This is a genomic window from Streptomyces sp. NPDC023157, from assembly GCF_055560575.1.
In genome coordinates this window covers 1,019,849-1,037,561 of the sequence record NZ_JBVHIL010000002.1, presented here as the reverse complement: position 1 = coordinate 1,037,561, position 17,713 = coordinate 1,019,849, and the positions used below count along the sequence as shown (strand labels likewise).

The window sequence follows — 17,713 nt, the reverse complement described above, 5'->3', positions numbered from 1 at the left end:
CCATGCCCACCGTCCAGCACACGGTCGTGGACAGCCCCTACGACGCGCTGACCCTGGTCGCCGTCGACGGAGTCCTCAGCCGCGTCCACATGACCGACCAGCGCCACCGCCCGCCGCAGGACACCTTCGGCTCGCCCGACCCCCGCCCCTTCGCCGAGGCGATCCGCCAGCTCGACGCCTACTTCGCCGGCGAACTCACGGAGTTCGACCTGCGGTTGCGTCTCCTCGGCACCCCGTTCCAGCTGCGCGTCTGGGAACAGCTGCGCCTCATCCCGTACGGGGAGACCCGGACGTACGGCGAACTCGCCGAGGCCCTCGGCACCCCCGGCGCCTCCCGCGCGGTCGGCCTGGCCAACGGCAAGAACCCGGTCTCCCTGATCGTCCCCTGCCACCGCGTCATCGGCGCCGGCGGCTCCCTGACCGGCTACGGCGGCGGCCTGGACCGCAAGAAGCGCCTGCTCGCCTTCGAGTCGGGCCGCGAGGACACCCTCTTCTAACGCAGCCGCTCCAGCAGCGCGGGCAGCGCCGTCCCGATCGGCTCCCGCACCACCTCGTCGGCCAGCGGATCGTACGGCGTGGGCTCGGCGTTCACGATGATCAGCCGGGCCCCGTGCTCCGCCGCGATCCCCGCGAGGGAGGCCGCGGGCTGCACCTGCAGGCTGGTGCCGACGGCGAGGAACACCTCCGCCGCCTTGGCGACGGACATCGCGTCGCCGAGCACCTTCGGATCGAGCCGCTGCCCGAACATGACGGTCGCCGACTTCAGGATCCCGCCGCACACCAGACAGGCCGGATCGTCCTCGCCGCCCCGCACCCGTTCCAGCGCCTCGGCCATCGACGACCGGGCGTGGCACGCGGTGCACACCACCGACCGCGCCGAGCCGTGCAGTTCGAGCACCTTGCGCTCCGGCACCCCGGCGGCCTGGTGCAGCCCGTCCACGTTCTGCGTGACGACCCGCAGCGCGTGCCCGCTCTTCTCGAAGGCCGCGATCGCGTGGTGCGCCACGTTCGGCTCGGCCCGCAGGACCGGACCGTCGAGCCGCATCCGCCAGGAGCGGCGGCGGATCTCCGGGTCGGCCATGTACGGCCCGTAGGTGACGAGCCGCTCGGCCTCCGGGTCGCGCCGCCACAGGCCGTCGGGCCCCCGGTAGTCGGGAATGCCCGAGTCGGTGGAGATGCCTGCTCCGCTGAGGATCGCGACCATGGTCATACCGCGAGCGTAGAGCGGCCCGAACGGCTCACGCGAGCCGATATTCCGGTGCCGCGTTCCCTGGCACGGCCGCGCACGGGCTCGTGCGACGAGCCCGTGCGCACCGGCGGCCTCAGCCCGCCCGAGCCCGAGCCCGGGCGGGGCCGAGGACGAGACCGGCCGGCGGCTCAACGCGCCGCGCGGCCGTTCTCCAGCTCCACCGGGCCGCGGCCCGAGGCCAGGGCGTCGAGGGCGGCCAGGACGCGGAGGCCGAGGGCGCTCGGCAGGTAGGCGGTGGCTTCGGACGGGTCGATCAGCTTCCAGGACAGCAGCTCCTCCTCCTGGAGGCGGATCGCCGCGAACCGCGCGTCCGGCAGGACCCCGCCGTCGTAGACGTACGCCACGAGCGGCGGCCGGGCCGCCCCGTGGACCCAGTCGACCGCGAGGAGCGCGCCCAGTTCCAGGTCGAGGCCGATCTCCTCGGCCGTCTCGCGGCGGGCCGCCTGGCGGGGCGTCTCGCCCGTGTCGGACTCGATCGTGCCGCCCGGCAGCGTCCAGCCCTCCCGGTAGTTCGGCTCGACCACGAGGATGCGGCCGTCGGCGTCGCGGAACAGGGCGGCCGCGCCGGCCAGGACACGGGGCAGGCCCGCGATGTACGTGGCGTACGCGGAGGATTCGGAGGTCGTCATCCCGTCAGCGTAGCCAGCCGCAGGGTGCGTTCGGCCAGCTCGCCGATCCGTACGCCGTCGAAGCCGGACACCGCGCTGCGCACCCGGTCGCGCAGCGGCTCCGACCACTGCGGGGGGATCGCCGCCGCCCCGCACAGCACCCCCGCCACCGAGCCGGCCGTCGCCCCGTTGGAGTCGGTGTCCAGGCCGCCGCGCACGGTGAGCGTGATGGTGCGGGTGAAGTCGCCCTCCCCGTACAGGAGTCCGGCGGTCAGCACGGCCGCGTTCGGGACGGTGTGGATCCAGCCGAGCCCGCCGGTCTCCTTCCGCAGCTCGGCGAGGGTCTCGGCCCACTCCAGGCCCGCCTCGTGCAGGGCCATGGTGTGCCGCACCGCCCTGGCCAGCCGGCTGCCGGCGGGGACGCGGTCGAGAGCGGTCTCCAGGGCGGCGCGCGGGCCGGGCGCCGTGAAGGCGGCGGCGACCAGGGCGGCCGCCCACATCGCCCCGTACACCCCGTTGCCCGTGTGCGACAGGACCGCGTCCCGGCGGGCCAGCGAGGCGGCCCGGCGCGGGTCGCCGGGGGAGGTCCAGCCGTAGACGTCCGCCCGGATCAGCGCGCCGATCCACTCCTGGTGCGGATTGTCGTACGTGGCCGTCAGCGGCGGCTTCAGCCCGTTGACGAGGTTGCGGTACGCGACCCGCTCGGCGGTGAAGGTCTGCAGATACGGCAGCCGCAGCAGCCACACCTCGCCCACCTGCTCCGTGGTGAACGCGAAGCCCCGCGTCTCCAGGAGGTGCAGGCCCAGGATCGAGTAGTCGATGTCGTCGTCCCGGCAACTGCCGTGGATCCGGCCTCGCACGCACTGCGGCCACTCGGGCCGCAGCTCGAAGCCGTCCGCGCCGGCGGCGGGCGGCGGGGGCAGGTAGTCGGTGAGCGGCAGGGCGTCCGTCAGGCGCAGATAGGCGTCGATCCGCTCGGGCGTCCAGTGGTCGCCGCGCTCGACGGGCTTGCCGAGCATGTTCCCGGCGATCCGCCCCGTCCAGCCGCCGAGGATCCGGTCGGCGAGTTCGCTGTGCTTGAGGAGGCCCATGGCACCGGTCTACCGAATCCGCCGCCGGGCCGCGCGCCGACGCACCCGCGCGGCCCCGCGTCCTCCGTCGGCCTCAGTCCTCCTCCGAGCCCGAGCGGGACTTCGCCGCCCGGCGCAGCCGGTGGTGCCGGGACGCCCCCTGCTCGCTGATCGCCTCGCCGACCGCCGTGCGGACCGCGTCCAGTACGCCGTGCAGCGCCTGGTGCCGGGCCGGGCCCGCGCCCGGGTCCTCCCGGAGCTCCTTCAGGAGCGCCCAGCACAGGCCCAGCATCACCAGCACGAAGGGCAGCGCGACCAGGATCGTCGCCGTCTGCAGCGAGCTGAGCCCGCCCGCCACCAGCAGGACCGCCGCGACCGCGGCCATCAGCACGCCCCAGGCCACCACGAGCCAGGTCGGCGGGTCCAGCGCGCCCCGGCTGGTCAGCGAGCCCATCACCAGGGAGGCCGAGTCGGCGCTCGTCACGAAGTACGTCATCACCAGGAGCATCGCCAGGTACGAGGTGACCGTGCCGATCGGCAGCGCGTCGAGCATCGCGAACAGCGAGGCCTCCGGGCCGTCCTTGACCGCGGTCGCCAGGTCCGCCTCGCCGGTGGACTGGAGCCGGATCGCGGTGCCGCCCATCACGCAGAACCAGATGACGGTCGCCCCCGAGGGCACGAGCAGCACCCCGAAGAGGAACTCGCGCACGGTCCGGCCGCGCGAGATGCGGGCGATGAAGGTGCCGACGAACGGGGCCCAGGACAGCCACCACGCCCAGTAGAAGATCGTCCACGCGCCCAGCCACGTCCGGTCCGTGAACGCGCCGGTGCGGCTGGCCATCGGCAGCAGCTGGTGCAGGTAGCCGCCGACCGAGGCGGGGATGGTGTCGAGGATGTAGACGGTCGGGCCGAGCAGGAAGACGAAGAGCGCCATGCACGCGGCGAGGACGATGTTCAGGGTGGAGAGCCACTTCACGCCCTTGTGCAGGCCCGAGAAGGCCGACAGGACGAAGGCCCCCGACAGCGCCACGATGATGATCAGCTCGGTGGCCGTGGAGTCCTTCACGCCCACCGTCAGGTTCAGGCCCTCGGCGACCTGGAGGGCGCCGAGCCCCAGGCTGGTCGCGGTGCCGAAGACGGTCGCGAAGACGGCCAGCAGGTCGATCGCCTTCCCGGGCCAGGACCGCGCCCGGCGCTCGCCCATCAGCGGCACGAAGGCGGCGCTGAGGGTGTTGCCGCGCCCCTTGCGGAAGCCCGCGTACGCCAGGGCGAGGCCGGCGATGCCGTAGATCGCCCACGGGGTCAGCGTCCAGTGGAAGAACGAGTACTCCAGGGCCGTACGGGCCGCCTCGCCGGACTGGGCAGGCACCCCGCTCGCCGGGGGCGGGCTCAGGAAGTGCTGGAGCGGTTCCCCCACCCCGTAGAACATCAGGCCGATGCCCATGCCGGCGCTGAACATCATCGCGATCCAGGCCAGATTGGTGAACTCCGGCTCCGAGTCGTCGGCGCCGAGCCGGATCCGCCCGTAGCGGCTCAGCGCGATCACCACGCACAGCACCAGGAAGACATCGGCGGCGGTGACGAAGAGCCAGGCGAAATTCGACAGGACCCAGTCCAGGGCGGAGGACGAGGCGCTGTCGAAGGAGTGCTTGCCGAGCGCCGCCCAGCCGACCACGCCGACCACGACCGCCATTCCGATGGCGATGACTTTCACGTCGGGGCCGGAGGAAGGGGCGGGATCAGGGCCTTCTTGTGATGTTTGATCGATCAGTTCGGTACTCATGATGGCCCACTATGGTGCGGAATTTCGCTTTATCAGGGGGTGGCACGCCGTCTTGCCGTGCGGATAGGGTCGGCCACGGCGCGACTGCCTGTTCGAAAGCAAGGGATGCAAGGTGACGGACGGAGCAGTAACTGAGGTCGCCCGCGTACTGGTCGCGGCTGACAAGTTCAAGGGTTCGCTCACGGCCGTACAGGTCGCCGAGCGGGTCACGGCCGGCCTGCGACAGGTCGTCCCGGAGCTCGAAGTGGAGACACTGCCCGTCGCGGACGGCGGCGACGGCACCGTCGCCGCCGCGGTCGCGGCCGGATTCGAGCGCCATGAGGTCACCGTGACCGGGCCGCTCGGCGAGCCCGTCACCGCGGCGTTCGCGCTGCGCGGGACCACCGCGGTGGTGGAGATGGCGGAGGCCTCCGGTCTCCAGCTCCTGCCGGCCGGCGTCTTCGCGCCGCTCACCGCCACCACCTACGGCTCCGGCGAGCTGCTGCGCGCGGCCCTCGACGCCGGTGCCACCTCGATCGTCTTCGGCGTGGGCGGCAGCGCCACCACCGACGGCGGCGCCGGCATGCTCGCCGCGCTCGGCGCGGTCTTCCTGGACGCGGACGGCGCCCCGGTCGGCCCCGGCGGCGGCGCCCTCGCGGCCCTGGCCACCGCCGACCTGTCGGGCGTTGACCCGCGCTTCGCCGCCGTGGACCTCGTCCTCGCCAGCGACGTGGACAACCCGCTGACCGGCCCGAAGGGCTGCGCCGCCGTGTACGGCCCGCAGAAGGGTGCCACTCCCGAGGACGTGGCGACCCTGGACGCGGCCCTCGCGCACTACGCCCGGATCCTGGAGAAGGCCATCGGGCCCAAGGCCGCCGAGCTGGCCGCCTCCCCGGGCGCCGGCGGCGCCGGCGGCATCGGCTACGGCGCGCTGCTCCTCGACGCGAGCTTCCGGCCCGGCATCGAGCTGATGCTGGAGGTGCTGGGCTTCGCCCCGGCCCTGGAGCGCGCGACCCTCGTCATCACCGGTGAGGGCTCCCTCGACGAGCAGACCCTGCACGGCAAGGCCCCGGCGGGCGTCGCCGCGGCGGCCCGCGCGGCCGGCAAGGAGGTCGTCGCGGTCTGCGGGCGCCTCGCCCTGGCCCCCGAGGCCCTGGGCACCGCCGGGATCCGGCGCGCCTACCCGCTGACCGACCTGGAGCCCGAGCCCGCGAAGTCCATGGCGAACGCGGGCCCCCTCCTGGAGCGGGTCGCGGCGAACATCGCGCGGGACTTCCTCGGCTAGGCCACGACGGCCGGGCCGCGACGGCCGGGCCGCGACGGCCGGGCCGCGGCCCGGCTCTGGCGGCTGCAGCCCTGACGGCCGCGCCCCGCCCGCCCTGAGCCGCCGGACACGTGCACGTAACACGCACATGTGAGGCTCGCCCCCATGCACGCACACGACGACACCATCCGGCTGCTCCCGCCCGAGGAAGTGCTCCAGCGGGCCCCTGACGGGCTCGCGGCCCTCCTCGTGGACGCGGTGGCCGGAGGGGCCTCCATCGGCTTCCTGGCACCCCTGGACGCCGCGGAGGCCGCCGCCTGGTGGTCCGCCGCGGCCTCCACCCGGGAGGTCTGGGCGGCGTACGGCCCCGAGGGCGAAGTGCTGGGGGCGGTCACCCTGGTCCGGGACGACAAGGCCAACGGGCGGCACCGGGGAGAGATCGCCAAGCTGGTCGTGCACAGCGGGGCCCGCGGCCGTGGCCTCGGCCCCCGGCTGCTGGCCGCCGCCGAGGCCCACGCCGTGGCCACCGGGCTCACCCTGCTCGTCCTCGACACCGAGACCGGCAGCCCCGCCGAACGGCTCTACCGCGCGGCCGGCTGGACCGCCGCCGGGGTCGTCCCGGACTTCGCGGCCGACCCCGGGGGCACGCTGCGGGCCACCACCCTGTTCTACAAGCGGCTCGGCTGACCTGGAGGCGGCCGAGCCCCGGCCCGTACGACGGAAGGGCCCCGGACGGTCTCACGTCCGGGGCCCTTCCGTATGTCCTGCGGTCTCCGCTAGGGGAGCTGCGCCGCCTGCGCCTGCCGCGCCTCCCGGCTCTCACGCCGGTTGTCGCGGAAGGTGTTCACGCGGCGGGCGGTCGCGAAGAGGGGGATCACGGCGCCCAGCACCACCTGCAGTGCGCAGCCGGTCTGGAGCAGGAACGCTCCGCCCGGTGCGTCGAACGCCCACGCGGCCAGCATCGCCATCGCGCCGACGATCCAGCTGAGCATCGCCACCGCGAGGATGCCCCGCGGCTTCGGGTACTCGACCCGGCTCACCATCAGCCAGGCGACCCCGATGATCGCGAGCAGCGTCGGGATGAACGGCAGCTCGAGCAGGATGATCGACACGACGGTCAGCGCGCCGAAGGGGCTCGGCATGCCCTGGAACATGCCGTCCTTCATCGTCACGCAGGAGAACCGCGCGAGTCTCAGCACCACGGCCAGCAGCACCACGATCGCGGCCAGCGCCGAGACCTTCTGCTGTGCGTCGTCCGCGACCATGCCGTACACGAGCACGAAGTAGGCCGGGGCGAGACCGAAGCTGATCAGGTCCGACAGGTTGTCGAGCTCGGCACCCATCGGCGAGCTGCGCAGCTTGCGGGCCACGATGCCGTCGAAGAGGTCGAAGATCGCCGCGGCCAGCATCAGGATCACGGCGGTGGCGGCGCTGTTGCGCGCCATGCCGGTCTCGCTGCTGCCGGTGAGGTGCGGGATGAGGATGCCCGTGGTGGTGAAGTACACCGCCATGAAGCCGCACGTGGCGTTACCGAGCGTGAGGGCGTCCGCTATGGACAGCCTCAGCGACAGCGGCATCTCCTCGGCCTCGTCGGCGGCCTCCGTCTCCGCGTCGGCGGCCCAGTCGGCCGCCCGTGTGTCGGGATCAATCACGGTCAATGCGAGTCACCCCCGCGGTCGTGGTCTGTCCGACCTCGACGGCGACCTCGACACCCTCCGGAAGGTAGATGTCGACGCGCGACCCGAAGCGGATCAGACCGATGCGGTCACCCTGCTCGACCTTCGTCCCCTGCGGGATGTACGGCACGATGCGCCGGGCGACGGCGCCCGCGATCTGGATCATCTCGATGTCGCCGAGTTCGGTGTCGAAGTGCCAGACAACGCGCTCGTTGTTCTCGCTCTCCTTGTTGAACGCGGGCACGAAGCCGCCGGGGACGTGCTCCACGGACGTGACCGTGCCGGCCAGCGGCGCGCGGTTGACGTGCACGTTCAGCGGGCTCATGAAGATGGCGACGCGGGTGCGCCCGTCCTTCCACGGCATGATGCTCTGCACCACGCCGTCGGCGGGCGAGATGACCCGACCCTGCGCGATCTCGCGCTCGGGGTCGCGGAAGAACCACAGCATGCCGGCCGCGAGAGCGGTGGCCGGCACGGCGAGGGCCGCGGCGCGCTTCGACTTCCGCGAGCGCGCGAGGCTGAGCGCCGCGGTGGCGACGGTCGGCAGAAGCCACGGCGATGCTCCGCGTGCGATGCGAACGCCCTTGCGGCTGTCGCGAGGTGCAGAGGTTTGGCTGTGGGGCATGGATGACCTTCGTAGCGGATGATGCCGCGCTGGCAACAGGGGGACGGCGGCTTTCCGGCGATGCTATCGGTTGCGGGGCGCAACTGGGCAAGCCAGGAACCGAGTCGGCGGCCGGAAGACGAACACAGGGTGTGATCTTCTTCGCGGCCGAACCGACCCAAAAGCGACAATCAGCCCTGGAATCGGTACTCCTCCAGGAGGCGGCGGCCAATGATCATTTTCTGGATCTCGGCGGTACCTTCACCGATGAGCAGCATCGGGGCCTCGCGGTAGAGGCGCTCGATCTCGTACTCCTTAGAGAAGCCGTAGCCACCGTGAATGCGGAACGCATCCTCGACGACCTCCTTGCAGTATTCGGAGGCGAGGTACTTCGCCATCCCCGCTTCGAGGTCGTTTCGTTCCCCGGAGTCCTTTTTGCGTGCTGCGTTCACCATCATGGCATGGGCGGCCTCGACCTTGGTAGCCATCTCGGCCAGCTTGAACTGAATCGCCTGGTGCTGGGCGATCGGCTTACCGAAAGTGTGACGCTGCTGGGCATACTGGACGCCGAGTTCGAAAGCACGCTGCGCGACACCGCAACCACGGGCGGCCACGTTCACGCGCCCGACTTCCACGCCGTCCATCATTTGGTAAAACCCTCGTCCGGTCTCGCCGCCGAGGACCCGATTGGCCGGAATGCGCAGTCCGTCCATGATGAGTTCGGTCGTGTCGACGCCCTTGTAACCCATCTTCTCGATCTTGCCGGGAATGGTGAGTCCGGGACGGACCTCCCCGAAGCCCGGCTCCTTCTCGACGAGGAAGGTCGTCATCGACTTGTGGGGGGCGGTCCCCTCGGGGTGTCCTTCGTCACTTCGGACGAGCACGGCGACCAGCGTGGACGTGCCGCCGTTCGTCAGCCACATCTTCTGGCCGTTGAGGACGTACTCGTCGCCGTCCCTGACCGCCTTGGAGGTGATGGCCGACACGTCCGAGCCGAGGCCCGGCTCCGACATCGAGAACGCGCCCCGCGTCTCGCCGGCCGCCATCCGCGGGAGGAAGTAGTCCTTCTGCTCCTGCGTGCCGTGCTGCTTCAGCATGTACGCCACGATGAAGTGGGTGTTGATGATGCCGGAGACCGACATCCAGCCACGCGCGATCTCCTCCACGCACAGCGCGTAGGTGAGCAGCGACTCACCCAGGCCCCCGTACTCCTCGGGGATCATCAGACCGAAGACACCGAGCTCCTTGAGCCCGTCGACGATCTGCTGGGGGTACTCGTCACGGTGCTCCAGCTCCGTGGCGACCGGGATGATCTCCTTGTCGACGAAGTCCCGGACGGTGGCGAGGATCTCCTGCTGGACGTCGGTCAGACCGTGGGTCTGGGCGAGTCGCGCCATGACTACTTCCCCTGTTCCTTCAGCTGGGGGCGGCCGGGCTGCTCGCCGCCGCGCGCTTCGATGTACTCGGCGGTCGGGACCATCACCTTGCGGCGGAAGACGCACACCAGGGTGCCGTCCTGCTTGTAGCCCTTGGTCTCGACGTGGACGATGCCGCGGTCGCTCTTCGACTTCGACGGCGTCTTGTCCAGGACGGTCGTCTCGCCGTAGATCGTGTCGCCGTGGAAGGTCGGCGCGACGTGGCGCAGCGACTCGATCTCCAGGTTGGCGATCGCCTTGCCCGAGACGTCCGGGACGGACATGCCGAGCAGCAGCGAGTAGATGTAGTTGCCGACGACGACGTTCCGCTTGAAGTCCGTCGTGTTCTCCGCGTAATTCACGTCCATGTGCAGCGGATGGTGGTTCATCGTCAGCAGACAGAAAAGATGGTCGTCGTATTCGGTGACCGTCTTCCCGGGCCAGTGCTTGTAGACGGCGCCGATCTCGAACTCTTCGTAGGTGCGGCCGAACTGCATGGAACTCAGGCCTCCGGGATCTCGAACTTGGTGGTGCGCTGCATGCCGGCGGCGCGGCCCTTGCCGGAGATGACCAGGGCCATCTTGCGGGAGGCCTCGTCGATCATCTCGTCGCCGAGCATGGCCGAGCCCTTCTTCCCGCCGGCCTCGGAGGTGTAGTAGTCGTACGCGTCGAGGATGAGCTCGGCGTGGTCGAAGTCCTCCTGCGCGGGCGAGAAGATCTCGTTCGCCGCGGCGACCTGGTCCGGGTGCAGCACCCACTTGCCGTCGAAGCCGAGGGCGGCGGCGCGCTGGGCGACCGCGCGGTAGCCCTCCTGGTTGCGGATCTGCAGGTAGGGGCCGTCGATCGCCTGGAGGTTGTTGGCGCGGGCGGCCATCAGGATGCTCATCAGGATGTGGTGGTAGGCGTCCGCCGGGTAGCCGGGCGGCTGCTCGCCGACGACCAGGGACTTCATGTTGATGGAGGCCATGAAGTCGGCCGGGCCGAAGATGATGGTCTCCACGCGCTGCGAGGCCTGGGCGATCGCGTTGACCTGGGTGAGGCCCTGGGCGTTCTCGATCTGCGCCTCGATGCCGATCTTGCCGACCTCGAAGCCCATGGTCTTCTCGATCTGGGTGAGCAGCAGGTCGAGCGCGACGATCTGCTCGGCGTTCTGGACCTTCGGCAGCATGATGCAGTCGAGGTTCTGGCCGGCGCCCTCGACGACGGTGACGACGTCACGGTACGTCCAGTGGGTGGTCCAGTCGTTGACGCGGACCACACGGGTCTTGCCGGTCCAGTCGCCCTCGTTCAGGAACTTCACGATGGTGTGCCGGGCCTCCGGCTTGGCCAGCGGCGCGCACGCGTCCTCCAGGTCCAGGAAGACCTGGTCGGCGGCGAGGCCCTGGGCCTTCTCCAGGAAGCGCGGGTTGGAACCGGGGACCGCGAGGCAGGAGCGGCGGGGGCGCAGCCGGTTCACGGGCGTGCTGGTCATGCGGGGACCTCCGTACTTTCAAGGGGGCTGAGCTGGTTCGCTTTGCGGATCTCGTCGACGATACGGCCGATGATCCCGGTGATGCCGAAGTCCTTCGGTGTGAAGACCGCGGCCACGCCGGCGGCCTTGAGCTCCTCGGCGTCGGCGTTCGGGATGATCCCGCCGACGACCACCGGGATGTCGGCCGCGCCGGCCACCCTGAGGCGGTCCAGCACGTCCGGCACGAGCTGGGCGTGGGAGCCGGAGAGGATCGACAGGCCGACGGCGTGCACATCCTCCTCCAGGGCCGCGTCCACGATCTGCTCCGGGGTCAGCCGGATGCCCTGGTAGACCACCTCGAACCCGGCGTCGCGGGCCCGTACGGCGATCTGCTCGGCGCCGTTGGAGTGCCCGTCGAGGCCCGGCTTGCCGACCAGGAAGCGCAGCTTTCCGACGCCCATGTCCTCGGCCGTACGGTCCACCTTGCGGCGCACCTCGGCCATCGGGGAGCCCGGCTCGGCCGGGACGGCCACGGGGGCGGAGGAGACGCCGGTGGGGGCGCGGAACTCGCCGAAGACCTCGCGCAGCGCCCCGGACCACTCGCCGGTGGTGACGCCGGCCCTGGCGCACTCCAGGGTGGCCTCCATCAGGTTCCCGGTGCCCTTCGCGGCTTCCTTGAGCTGGTCCAGGGCCTGCTGGGTGGTGGGGAAGACGAAGGGGTCGCCGTTGCCCTGCCGGTCCGTGGACTCCTGGCGCTCGGCGCGCCAGCGGCCGACGGCGGAGACCACCTGGGCCTCGACGGCCGGGTCGACCGTCTGGATCGCGGTGTCCAGGTCGGCGGTGAGCGGGTTGGGCTCGGTCGTCTCGAAGATGTTGACGCCGATGATCTTGTCCTCGCCGGACTCGATGCGGGCGCGCCGCTCGGCGTGCGAGGAGACCAGCTGCGCCTTGAGGTAGCCGGACTCGACGGCGGCCATGGCGCCGCCCATCTCCTGGATCCGCTCGATCTCGGCCAGGCACTCGGCGACGAGGGAGTCCACCTTGGCCTCGATGACGTGCGAGCCGGCGAAGATGTCCTCGTACTCCAGCAGGTCGGACTCGTGGGCGAGGACCTGCTGGATGCGCAGCGACCACTGCTGGTCCCAGGGGCGCGGCAGGCCGAGCGCCTCGTTCCAGGCGGGCAGCTGCACGGCGCGGGCGCGGGCGTCCTTGGAGAGGGTGACGGCCAGCATCTCCAGGACGATCCGCTGGACGTTGTTCTCCGGCTGGGCCTCGGTCAGGCCCAGCGAGTTGACCTGCACGCCGTAGCGGAAGCGGCGCTGCTTGGCGTCCTCGATGCCGTACCGCTCGCGGGTGACGGTGTCCCAGATGCGCCCGAAGGCGCGCATCTTGCACATCTCCTCGACGAAGCGGACCCCGGCGTTGACGAAGAAGGAGATCCGGGCGACGACCTCGCCGAACCGCTCCTCGGGCACCTGCCCGGAGTCGCGGACGGCGTCGAGGACGGCGATGGCCGTGGACATCGCGTACGCGATCTCCTGGACCGGAGTGGCTCCCGCCTCCTGCAGGTGGTAGCTGCAGATGTTGATCGGGTTCCACTTCGGGATGTGGTTGACCGTGTACGCGATCATGTCCGTCGTGAGGCGGAGCGAGGGCCCGGGCGGGAAGACGTGCGTCCCGCGCGAGAGGTACTCCTTCACGATGTCGTTCTGGGTGGTGCCCTGGAGCTTGGTGATGTCCGCGCCCTGCTCCTCGGCCACCACCTGGTAGAGCGCCAGCAGCCACATCGCGGTGGCGTTGATGGTCATCGAGGTGTTCATCTGCTCCAGGGGGATGTCCTGGAACAGCCGCCGCATGTCACCGAGGTGCGAGACGGGCACCCCGACCCGGCCGACCTCGCCGCGGGCGAGGACGTGGTCGGGGTCGTAGCCGGTCTGGGTGGGCAGGTCGAACGCGACCGAGAGGCCGGTCTGGCCCTTGGCGAGGTTCCGCCGGTAGAGCTCGTTCGACGCCTCGGCGGTCGAGTGGCCGGCGTAGGTCCGCATGAGCCACGGCCGGTCCTTCTGACGCTCTGTCATCTGTGGTCCCGGGGTCAGATGTTACGGAAGCGGTTGATGGCGTCGATGTGCTTGGCGCGCATCTCCGGGTCGCGGACGCCGAGGCCCTCCTCCGGGGCGAGGGCGAGGACGCCGACCTTGCCCTGGTGCAGGTTGCGGTGCACGTCGTACGCGGCCTGGCCGGTGTCCGCCAGGGAGTAGACCTTGGAGAGGGTGGGGTGGATCTTGCCCTTGGCGATCAGGCGGTTGGCCTCCCACGCCTCGCGGTAGTTGGCGAAGTGCGAGCCGATGATCCGCTTCAGCGACATCCACAGGTAGCGGTTGTCGTACTGGTGCATGTAGCCCGAGGTCGAGGCGCAGGTGGTGATGGTGCCGCCCTTGCGGGTGACGTAGACGCTGGCGCCGAAGGTCTCGCGGCCCGGGTGCTCGAAGACGATGTCGATGTCCTCGCCGCCGGTGAGCTCACGGATCTTCGAGCCGAAGCGCTTCCACTCCCGCGGGTCCTGGGTGTGCTCGTCCTTCCAGAACTTGTAGCCCTCGGCGTTGCGGTCGATGACCGCGTCCGCGCCCATGGACCGGCAGATGTCGGCCTTCTCGGGGGAGGAGACGACACAGATCGGGTTGGCGCCACCGGCCAGCGCGAACTGGGTGGCGTACGAGCCGAGGCCGCCGCTCGCGCCCCAGATGAGGACGTTGTCGCCCTGCTTCATGCCGGCGCCGTTGCGGGAGACCAGCTGGCGGTACGCGGTGGAGTTGACCAGGCCGGGGGAGGCGGCCTCCTCCCAACTGAGGTGGTCCGGCTTCGGCATCAGCTGGTTCGACTTGACCAGGGCGATCTCGGCGAGCCCGCCGAAGTTGGTCTCGAAGCCCCAGATGCGCTGCTCGGGGTCGAGCATCGTGTCGTTGTGGCCGTCCGAGGACTCCAGCTCGACGCTCAGGCAGTGCGCGACGACCTCGTCGCCCGGCTTCCAGGAGTTGACGCCCGGGCCGGTGCGCAGGACGACGCCCGCGAGGTCGGAGCCGATGACGTGGTACGGCAGGTCGTGGCGCTTGCTGAGCTCCGACAGGCGGCCGTAGCGCTCCAGGAAGCCGAAGGTCGAGACGGGCTCGAAGATCGAGGTCCACACCGAGTTGTAGTTGACCGAGCTGGCCATGACGGCGACCAGGGCCTCGCCCGGGCCGAGCTCGGGCAGGGCCACGTCGTCGAGGTGCAGCGACTTGCGCGGGTCCTTGTCGCGGCTGGCGAGCCCGGCGAACATGTCGGCCTCGTCCTTGTGGACGGTCACGGCGCGGTACGACTCGGGGAGCTTGATGTGGGCGAAGTCGGCCGAGGTGGAGTCGGGCGACTGGATCGCGTCCAGGATGTCCTTCACGGGATGCCTCCGGCGGTGCGGCGTCTGAGGGGGACGCGCTGAGGGTTTCGTCGGGGTTGGTGCTGTGGAGGTGTGCCGTCGGTTCGGCTGGGTGGTGCGGTGGCGGCGCCGGGTGGGCGCGAGGGGTGCCTGTGACGCAGGCGTCCGGGCGCACGGGCAGGGATCGCTCGTGGGGACAGCCGGCGCGCGAGGAGATTCGCTGCGTGCCGACCGCCCGGACACCCTCAACGTATGGCACGCCGTGTCACGTGACAAGGCACTGCGTGCCAACAATTTCACTCAGATGCAATCTGGTGGTCACGGATGAGCGATGATCGATCGAAAAGCGGGCTGAGCTGCGCAAACGTGACATGGGCCGCCCCCGGAAAACCGGGAACGGCCCATGTCTGAGAGAGGTGCGGAGGCGCTCAGCCCTGCTGGAGAGCCTTCTGGATCGTCCGCATGACCTCGTCGAGCGGTGCGTCCGTCCGGGCGACGGCGATGACCACGTCACCCGCCGCCGAGACGGTCGCGGACGGCGCCTGCTCGGCGGCCGAGGCGGCCGCCGGCGTCCCTGCGGGCGTCGTCGGCCGGCCCGCGCCTATGCCCGTGCCGAAGGTCTCCCGCACGATCGCGAAGGCGTGGTCGAGCTGCGTCTCCACGTCGCCCTGGCCGCCCGCCCGCAGCCAGCGCCGCAGCACGTGGTTGTGGGCGGTGACCACCGCGGAGGCCGCCACCTCGGCGAGCAGCGGGTCGTCGTTGCCCTCGTGGTGGTCGCGCTCGTCGAAGTGCCCGAGCAGATAGCGCGTGAACAGGCGCTCGTACCGGGCCACGGAGGCGATCTCGCGCTCCCGCAGCGTCGGCACCTCGCGGGTGAGTCGGTAGCGCTCCACGGAGACCGCGGGCGAGCCGGCGTACATCTTCATGACTTCCTTGATGCCCCGGCACACCGTGTCGAGCGGGTGCTCGTGCGGCGGGGCCGCGTTCAGGACCGCCTCGGCGCGCACCAGGGTGTCGTCGTGGTCCGGGAAGATCGCCTCTTCCTTGGAGCGGAAGTGACGGAAGAAGGTCCGCCGGGCCACCCCGGCCGCCGCGGCGATCTCGTCGACCGTGGTGGCCTCGTACCCCTTCGTCGCGAAGAGCTCCATGGCCGCGGTCGCGAGCTCCCGGCGCATCTTGAGCCGCTGTGCGGCGGCTCGGGTCCCCGCCGCGCTCTCCTGAGCGTCGGGCGTGGACGTGGCACGGGGTGTCTTCGCGGCCTTGGACATGTCCCGAACGTACTGCATCGGAGCGGCAGTGTGCCCAGGTGGGGGAGGGGAGCCCGGCCCGGCACCGGTGGTGCCGGAGGGGCTCAGCAGCCCTCCCCACTGCCCGTACGCCTCGGTGGGGGCCTCAGCGGCGGGCATATTCGCGGAAGCCGCGCCCGGTCTTGCGGCCCAGGCAGCCCGCGGCCACCAGGTGCTCCAGGAGCGGCGCCGGAGCGAGACCCGGGTCGCGGAACTCGCGGTGCAGCACCTGCTCGATGGCGAGCGAGACGTCCAGACCGACCACGTCGAGGAGCTCGAAGGGCCCCATCGGGTAGCCGCCGCCCAGCTTCATCGCGGCGTCGATGTCGTCCAGGGTCGCGTAGTGCTCCTGGACCATCTTGACCGCGTTGTTCAGGTACGGGAAGAGCAGCGCGTTCACGATGAACCCGGCCCGGTCGCCGCAGTCCACCGGGTGCTTGCGGATCTTCGTGGTGACCTCGCGGACGGTGGCGTGGACGTCGTCGGCCGTCAGGACCGTACGGACGATCTCGACCAGCTTCATCGCCGGCGCCGGGTTGAAGAAGTGCATCCCGATGACGTCCTGCGGGCGCGAGGTGGCCCGGGCGCAGGCGACGACCGGCAGCGAGGAGGTCGTGGTGGCGAGCACCGCGCCCGGCTTGCAGATCTTGTCCAGGCGGGCGAACAGCTCCTGCTTGATCTCCAGGTTCTCGGCGACCGCCTCGACCGCCAGGTCGACCTCGGCGAAGGCGTCCAGCGAGCCGGCCGCGACGATCCGGGCCAGCGTCTCGTCGCGCGCCTCGCCCGTCATCCGGCCCTTGTCGACGGAACGGGCCAGGGACTTGGCGATCCGGGCCTTCGCGGTGTCCGCCTTCTCCTGCGAGCGGGCCGCGAGGACGACCCCGTAACCGGCCTTGGCGAAGACCTCGGCGATGCCGGAGGCCATGGTGCCGGAGCCGGCGACGCCCACCGAGCGGACCTCGCGGCTCTCGCCCGCGGCCACGGCGTCCGCCGGGGTCAGCGCGTCGCGCACCACCTCGGCGGAGCCCGGGGCCTCGTACGTGTAGAAGCCGCGGCCCGCCTTGCGGCCGGTCAGGCCCGCCTCGCTGAGCTGCTTGAGGATCGGGGCGGGGGCGTGCAGCCGGTCCTGCGAGGAGGAGTACATCGCCTCCAGGACGGTACGGGCGGTGTCGACGCCGATCAGGTCGAGCAGCGCCAGCGGGCCCATCGGCAGACCGCAGCCGAGCCGCATGGCCGCGTCGATGTCCTCGCGGGAGGCGTACTTGGCCTCGTACATCGCGGCGGCCTGGTTGAGGTAGCCGAAGAGCAGGCCGTCGGCGACGAATCCGGGCCGGTCGCCGACCGCGACGGGCTCCTTGCCGAGCTCCTGCGCGAGGACGGTCACGGCGTCGACGGCCTGCGGGGAGGTCAGCACCGAGGAGACCACCTCGACCAGCTTCATCGCCTGGACCGGGGTGAAGAAGTGCAGCCCGAGGACCCGCTCGGGGTGGGCGGAGTCGGCGGCCAGCCGGGTGACGGAGAGCGCGTTGGTGCCGGTGGCGAGGATCGTGTCGGGCCGGACGATGCCGTCCAGGGCGCGGAACACCTCCTGCTTCGTCTCGTACGACTCGGGCACGACCTCGATGACGAGGTCGGCCTCGGCGGCCGCCTGGAGGTCGGAGAAGGTACGGAAACGGGCCAGGACGTCCTGCCGCTCCTCCTCGGTGATGCGGCCGCGGTCCACCGCGCGGGCGGTGGAGGCCTCCAGGGCGGCGACGGCCTTGGCGGCTGCGTTCTCGCTGATGTCGATGCCGATGACCTCGCGGCCGGCCCGGGCGAGGACGTCGGCGATGCCGGCGCCCATGGTGCCGAGACCGACGACGGCGATGGTGGAGAGAGGGGTGTCCATCAGGGGACTCCTGGGAGGAAGAGTGACGACTG

Annotated in this window: 16 protein-coding genes; 3 read left to right on the top strand and 13 right to left on the bottom strand. The window is 71.1% G+C overall.

Features of this window, described 5'->3' with window-relative positions; genetic code table 11:
* Positions 1–2: 2 nt before the first annotated feature.
* Complete coding sequence (locus ACZ3ZE_RS10285) at positions 3–497, top strand: methylated-DNA--[protein]-cysteine S-methyltransferase (protein WP_467258355.1); 495 nt, start codon at positions 3–5, stop codon at positions 495–497.
* Here the strand turns inward: ACZ3ZE_RS10285 and ACZ3ZE_RS10280 are convergent.
* The 4 genes from ACZ3ZE_RS10280 to ACZ3ZE_RS10265 form a co-directional block, all read right to left on the bottom strand.
* Positions 494–1,210 (bottom strand): SIR2 family NAD-dependent protein deacylase, encoded by a 717-nt coding sequence (locus ACZ3ZE_RS10280; protein WP_361174706.1) that lies wholly within the window; start codon positions 1,208–1,210, stop codon positions 494–496. The two genes, ACZ3ZE_RS10285 and ACZ3ZE_RS10280, sit on opposite strands and share 4 nt — an antisense overlap.
* Positions 1,211–1,377: 167 nt before the next feature.
* Positions 1,378–1,878 (bottom strand): NUDIX hydrolase, encoded by a 501-nt coding sequence (locus ACZ3ZE_RS10275; RefSeq protein WP_361174703.1) that lies wholly within the window; start codon positions 1,876–1,878, stop codon positions 1,378–1,380.
* Positions 1,875–2,948, bottom strand: a complete 1,074-nt coding sequence (locus tag ACZ3ZE_RS10270) for an ADP-ribosylglycohydrolase family protein (protein ID WP_361622793.1) — start codon at positions 2,946–2,948, stop codon at positions 1,875–1,877. The genes ACZ3ZE_RS10275 and ACZ3ZE_RS10270 overlap by 4 nt, the downstream gene beginning before the upstream one ends.
* 73 nt (positions 2,949–3,021) lie before the next feature.
* The gene (locus ACZ3ZE_RS10265; protein ID WP_467258352.1) at positions 3,022–4,710 is read right to left on the bottom strand and encodes a BCCT family transporter; all 1,689 of its coding nucleotides are present in this window, start codon (positions 4,708–4,710) and stop codon (positions 3,022–3,024) included.
* A gap of 112 nt (positions 4,711–4,822) precedes the next feature.
* Between ACZ3ZE_RS10265 and ACZ3ZE_RS10260 the strand changes: the two genes are divergently transcribed.
* Together ACZ3ZE_RS10260 and ACZ3ZE_RS10255 are read left to right on the top strand one after the other, a co-directional pair.
* On the top strand, positions 4,823–5,974 hold the full coding sequence (locus ACZ3ZE_RS10260) for a glycerate kinase (protein WP_361174695.1): 1,152 nt from the start codon (positions 4,823–4,825) through the stop codon (positions 5,972–5,974).
* A gap of 144 nt (positions 5,975–6,118) precedes the next feature.
* Positions 6,119–6,640 carry a GNAT family N-acetyltransferase gene (locus ACZ3ZE_RS10255; RefSeq protein ID WP_361174692.1) on the top strand — a complete coding sequence of 174 codons (522 nt, stop codon included), beginning with the start codon at positions 6,119–6,121 and terminating at the stop codon, positions 6,638–6,640.
* Positions 6,641–6,729: 89 nt separating this feature from the next.
* Here the strand turns inward: ACZ3ZE_RS10255 and pssA are convergent, their stop codons facing one another.
* From pssA to ACZ3ZE_RS10210, 9 genes are all read right to left on the bottom strand, one after another.
* On the bottom strand, positions 6,730–7,605 hold the full coding sequence (pssA, locus tag ACZ3ZE_RS10250) for a CDP-diacylglycerol--serine O-phosphatidyltransferase (RefSeq protein ID WP_361175004.1): 876 nt from the start codon (positions 7,603–7,605) through the stop codon (positions 6,730–6,732).
* The gene (locus tag ACZ3ZE_RS10245; RefSeq protein ID WP_361174689.1) at positions 7,598–8,254 is read right to left on the bottom strand and encodes a phosphatidylserine decarboxylase; all 657 of its coding nucleotides are present in this window, start codon (positions 8,252–8,254) and stop codon (positions 7,598–7,600) included. Before ACZ3ZE_RS10245 ends, pssA begins: the two co-directional genes overlap by 8 nt.
* A gap of 170 nt (positions 8,255–8,424) precedes the next feature.
* Complete coding sequence (locus ACZ3ZE_RS10240; RefSeq protein WP_046910698.1) at positions 8,425–9,630, bottom strand: acyl-CoA dehydrogenase family protein; 1,206 nt, start codon at positions 9,628–9,630, stop codon at positions 8,425–8,427.
* 2 nt (positions 9,631–9,632) lie between these two features.
* Positions 9,633–10,145: a MaoC family dehydratase gene (locus ACZ3ZE_RS10235; RefSeq protein WP_361174685.1), complete on the bottom strand. Its 513-nt coding sequence runs from the start codon at positions 10,143–10,145 to the stop codon at positions 9,633–9,635.
* A 5-nt stretch (positions 10,146–10,150) separates the two neighbouring features.
* A complete protein-coding gene (locus ACZ3ZE_RS10230; RefSeq protein ID WP_046910700.1) occupies positions 10,151–11,119 on the bottom strand; it encodes an HpcH/HpaI aldolase/citrate lyase family protein in 969 nt (322 codons plus the stop codon).
* Entirely contained in the window at positions 11,116–13,176 is a 2,061-nt protein-coding gene (locus tag ACZ3ZE_RS10225) for a protein meaA (RefSeq protein ID WP_361174682.1), read from the bottom strand. Before ACZ3ZE_RS10225 ends, ACZ3ZE_RS10230 begins: the two co-directional genes overlap by 4 nt.
* A 14-nt stretch (positions 13,177–13,190) precedes the next feature.
* Positions 13,191–14,528, bottom strand: a complete 1,338-nt coding sequence (ccrA, locus tag ACZ3ZE_RS10220; RefSeq protein ID WP_361174679.1) for a crotonyl-CoA carboxylase/reductase — start codon at positions 14,526–14,528, stop codon at positions 13,191–13,193.
* Between the two features lie 407 nt (positions 14,529–14,935).
* The gene (locus ACZ3ZE_RS10215) at positions 14,936–15,775 is read right to left on the bottom strand and encodes a TetR family transcriptional regulator (RefSeq protein ID WP_467258349.1); all 840 of its coding nucleotides are present in this window, start codon (positions 15,773–15,775) and stop codon (positions 14,936–14,938) included.
* Between the two features lie 124 nt (positions 15,776–15,899).
* The gene (locus ACZ3ZE_RS10210; RefSeq protein ID WP_361622781.1) at positions 15,900–17,681 is read right to left on the bottom strand and encodes a 3-hydroxyacyl-CoA dehydrogenase family protein; all 1,782 of its coding nucleotides are present in this window, start codon (positions 17,679–17,681) and stop codon (positions 15,900–15,902) included.
* Positions 17,682–17,713: the final 32 nt, after the last annotated feature.